We start from the raw sequence: 3,981 nt of genomic DNA, 5'->3' as shown, positions 1-3,981 counted from the left end.
CGGCCGGCTGGGCCACCGCGGGCGGCGCCCTGCGGCACGCCGCGGAGGCGGCGACGGCCGCGGCCGGCCTGCCCGACCGCCCCTGGTACGACGCCCGGGCCCTCGACGTCGACCTGCTGCTCTCCCGTCTCCGCGGCCACGACGGCCTCCCGGCCTTCGTCGACCGCGTCATCGGCCCCCTCCTCACCCACGACACCACCGCCCGCACTCCCCTGCTCCCCACCCTGGAGACCTACCTCCGCCACGCGGGCCGCAAGGCGGAGACGGCTCGGGAGCTGCACGTCAATCGTCAGACGTTGTACGACCGCCTGGCACGGATCGCCGGGCTGCTCGGGACGGATCCGGACGATCCGGACAGCCGGCTGGCGTTGGGAGTGGCGCTGCGGGGCCGGCGGCTGGTGGGATGAGCCCCAGCCCCGCCCCTTCGCCGTTTCTTGCAGGGGCTGCGCCCCCGCACCCCCGAAACCGCGCTCCGCGCGGTTGTCCTCAACCGCCGGACGGGCTGGATAGTGCCGCCCCGGGCGCACACTTCAGCCCGTCCGGCGTTTGAGGACAACCGCGCGGAGCGCGGTTTCGGGGGTGCGGGGGCGCAGCCCCTGCACGTAACGGCGAAGGGGCGGGACTGGGGCTCACCCCACCAACTCGTCGTACACGCTCAGCACATGAGCAACCGCATCCTCCTCCGAAGGCCACCCCGCCACCACCCGCCGCCCCGCGGCAACAAGCTCAGCCCGACGAGCCGCATCCCCCAGAACCCGAGAGACCGCAAGCGCCAAAGCCTCCCCATCCCCGTAAGGAACAAGCTCCGCCGCGTCCCCGACAAGGTCCGGCACCCCGCCCACCGACGTGGCCACCAACGGCACCCCCACCCGGAAAGCCTCCCGCGCCAGCAGGGCCCGCGCCTCCCACCGGCTCGGCAGCACCGCCAGGTCCGCCGCCGCCAGCAGCTGCGGTACGTCGTCCCGCCGCCCGACGAGCCGCACGGGCAGCCCCTCCTCCTCGATCCGCCGCTGCAGCGACGGCCGCTCGGACCCCTCGCCGGCGACGACGAGCAGGGGCTCGGGGTCGAGCCGCCGCCAGGAACGGGAGGCGTCGAGCAGCGGCCCGTACCCCTGGTCGGGTTCGAGCCGCCCGACGGCGAGCAGCAACGGCCGTCCGAGAACGCCCAGTTCGGCGAGGACCTTGTCCCGCGGAACGTCACCGTCCGGCTCCGGGCCGGCGAGGGGGACCGCGCCCCGCGGCCCGGGCAGTCCCACCGGCGTCAGCCGCGCGTCCCGGGCGCCCCGCAGCCGCGCCTGGTCGACGAGATCCGGCGAAGCGCCGAGCACGACCGCCGCGGTCCGCACGGCCCGCCGCTCCATCAGCCGTACGACGTGCGCCCGGGCCCCCGCCGCGCGGACGCGCCGGTGCCAGGTGACCACCAGCGGCGTCGGGCGCCCGTGCAGGGCCAGCGCGGCGAGCACGCCCCACCGCAGACCGTGCGCGTGGACGACGTCCGCGCCGGCGCTCGCCGCCCGGATCCCGGCGACGTGGAGCGCGTCCGTCCCGGCGGGCAGCGGCGCGAACGAGGCGCCCGCCTCGGTGAATCCGTACCGTTCCTCCGTCCGCCCGGTGGCGCACACCGTCACCCGCAGCCCCCGCGCGACGAGGCCGGCGGCGAGCGACCGCACATGGGCGCCACTGCCCGCGCTGCCGCCGCCCAGCACCTGGACGGCGTGCAAGGGCGGCCGGCCGTGGGACGTGCCGGATGAACTGCTCACGCGGGGGTGACTCCTGGATCGGCGGGGGCGACGGGGCGCGGTGCCGTGCCCAGGATGCCAGCCGGCACCGCCGTCCGGGCACCACCGCTCCGCGCACCGCCCGCCCTGTCTCGCCCGCACATCTGCGGATTCACCCGGTTTGGGGATTACGAGCCGTTGGCCCCGTACGGCATGACCGTTTCACCACTCCCCCGCGCCGCCACCGCGGGTCACCGCCCCGCCCGCGCCGCCTCCAGCAACTCCTCGGCGTGCGCGCGGGCGAGCCGCGAGTCCTCCTGCCCGGCGAGCATCCGCGACAGTTCGCGGATCCGGTCCTCGCCCTCCATCGCCTGCACCCCGCTGCGGGTCACCGACCCGTCGTGGGTCTTCTCGACGACCAGGTGCCGGTCGGCGAAGGCGGCCACCTGCGGAAGGTGGGTGACGACGACGACCTGCGCGGTCCGCGCGAGCCTGGCCAGCCGGCGGCCGACCTCGACGGCGGCCCGGCCGCCGATGCCCGCGTCGACCTCGTCGAAGAGGTACGTGGGCACCGGGTCGGACCCCGCGAACACGACCTCCACCGCGAGCATCACCCGGGACAGCTCACCACCCGAGGCTCCCTTGGCGATAGGCCGCGGATGGGCGCCGGGGTGCGGGGCGAGCAGCAGCTCGACGTCGTCGGCGCCGTGCGGCCCGTAGGCGACGGCGCGCCCGCCGACCTCGACGCCGGCCGCCGGGTCGGCGACCTCGTTCTGCCGGACGGCGAACGAGACGCGCGCGTGCGGCATGGCCAGCTGCGCCAGCTCCTCCGTGACGGCCTCCGCGAACCGTTCCGCCGCCTCCGTGCGCGCGTCGGTCAGCTGCCGGGCGAGGGCGCCCAGTTCGTCCCGCAGGGCGTCCCGCTCAGCGGTGAGCTCGGTGATCCGGTCGTCGTCACCTTCCAGTTCGCCCAGCCGCGCGGCGCTCCGCTCGGCCCAGGCGAGGACGGCGGCGACGTCCGCGCCGTACTTGCGTGTCAGATGCGCGAGCGCGGCCCGGCGCTCCTCGACGGCGGCGAGCCGGCGCGGGTCGGCGTCGAGGTCGGAGGCGTACCCGGCGAGTTCGCCCGCCACGTCGCGGAGCAGGATGCCGAGCTCGCCCGCCCGGTCGGCGAGGGCGGCCAGCGCCGGGTCGTGGGAACGGACGGCCTCCAGCGCCCGGTGGGCGGCGGCGACGAGCGAGGCGGCGTCCAGGGCCTCCGGGTCCTCGGGGTTCCCGGCCAGGGCGGCGTGCGCGACGGTCGCGGCGGAGGCGAGGGACTCGGCGTGGCCCAGCCGCTCGGCCTCGGCGGCGAGTTCGGCGTCCTCGCCGGCCACCGGCTCGACGGCGGCGATCTCGTCGAGCCCGAAGCGCAGCAGGTCCGCCTCCTGGGCGCGCTCGCGGGCCCGGGTGGTCAGCTCGTCGAGCTCGGCGGCGACGGCCCGCAGCCGCCGGTAGGCGTCCGCGTACTTGGCGAGCGGCGCGGCCACCGCGTCCCCCGCGTACCGGTCGAGCGCGGCGCGCTGCCGGGCCGGGCGGAGCAGCCCCTGCTGGTCGGTCTGGCCGTGGACGGCGACGAGGTCGTCGGCGAGCTCGCCGAGCAGCCCGACGGGCACGCCGCGCCCTCCGACGTGGGCGCGGGAGCGGCCCTCCGCCGACAGCGTCCGGCTGACGAGCAGCGTCCCGTCGTCCAGCTCGGCACCCGCCTCCTCGGCCCGCACGGCGGCGGGTGACGCCCGGTCGACGGCGATCCGCCCCTCGACCACCGCCGCCTTCGCGCCGACGCGCACGAGCGCCGGGTCGGCCCGGCCGCCGAGCAGCAGCCCGAGGCTGGTCACGACCATGGTCTTGCCGGCGCCGGTCTCGCCGGTCACCGCCGTGAAACCTGGTGACAGCTCGACCACCGCGTCGTCAATGACGCCCAAGGACCGGATCCGCATCTCCTCCAACACGGATACGACCATACGAGGTTCCGGGGCCCCCTCGCGACGGCCTCCCCTACGGGCCGTGTCGAGGACGAGCCGGGGACGGCCCGCGGCAGCCCGGGGACAGCCCCGGAGACGGTCCGCGGAAGCCCCGTGGGAAGCCGGAGACGTCGTGGCACCCCGAGGAACGCCCACCGGCGTGCACGAGAACCGAGGCGTCCCGGAAGGCACCGGGCCCCGCGGGCCCCACAGCGGCCCCGGGACGCCCCTGAGACGCCGGGCGCTCCCCCGGAGGCCGG

At 77.0% G+C, this 3,981-nt stretch carries 3 protein-coding genes; 1 reads left to right on the top strand and 2 read right to left on the bottom strand.

What is annotated here, in order from left to right:
* A partial coding sequence (locus JNW98_RS30070; protein WP_223771457.1) for a PucR family transcriptional regulator occupies window positions 1-407 on the top strand: 407 nt, incomplete at its 5' end.
* A gap of 222 nt (window positions 408-629) precedes the next feature.
* Here the strand turns inward: JNW98_RS30070 and JNW98_RS30065 are convergent.
* Window positions 630-1,760: a glycosyltransferase family 4 protein gene (locus JNW98_RS30065; protein ID WP_223771456.1), complete on the bottom strand. Its 1,131-nt coding sequence runs from the start codon at window positions 1,758-1,760 to the stop codon at window positions 630-632.
* Window positions 1,761-1,969: 209 nt separating this feature from the next.
* A complete protein-coding gene (gene recN / locus JNW98_RS30060) occupies window positions 1,970-3,721 on the bottom strand; it encodes a DNA repair protein RecN (RefSeq protein WP_223771455.1) in 1,752 nt (583 codons plus the stop codon).
* Between the last annotated feature and the right edge of the window lie 260 nt (window positions 3,722-3,981).

Source organism: Streptomyces huiliensis (genome assembly GCF_020037025.1).
GTDB classification, from domain to species: domain Bacteria; phylum Actinomycetota; class Actinomycetes; order Streptomycetales; family Streptomycetaceae; genus Streptomyces; species Streptomyces huiliensis.
The sequence above is the reverse complement of the archived record's forward strand: the minus strand, read 5'-3'. Positions and strand labels throughout refer to the sequence as shown.

Bases quoted from the DNA above. Each gene is read 5' to 3' on its own strand.
- recN (WP_223771455.1), bottom strand. From the start codon at position 3,721: ATGGTCGTATCCGTGTTGGAGGAGATGCGGATCCGGTCCTTGGGCGTC.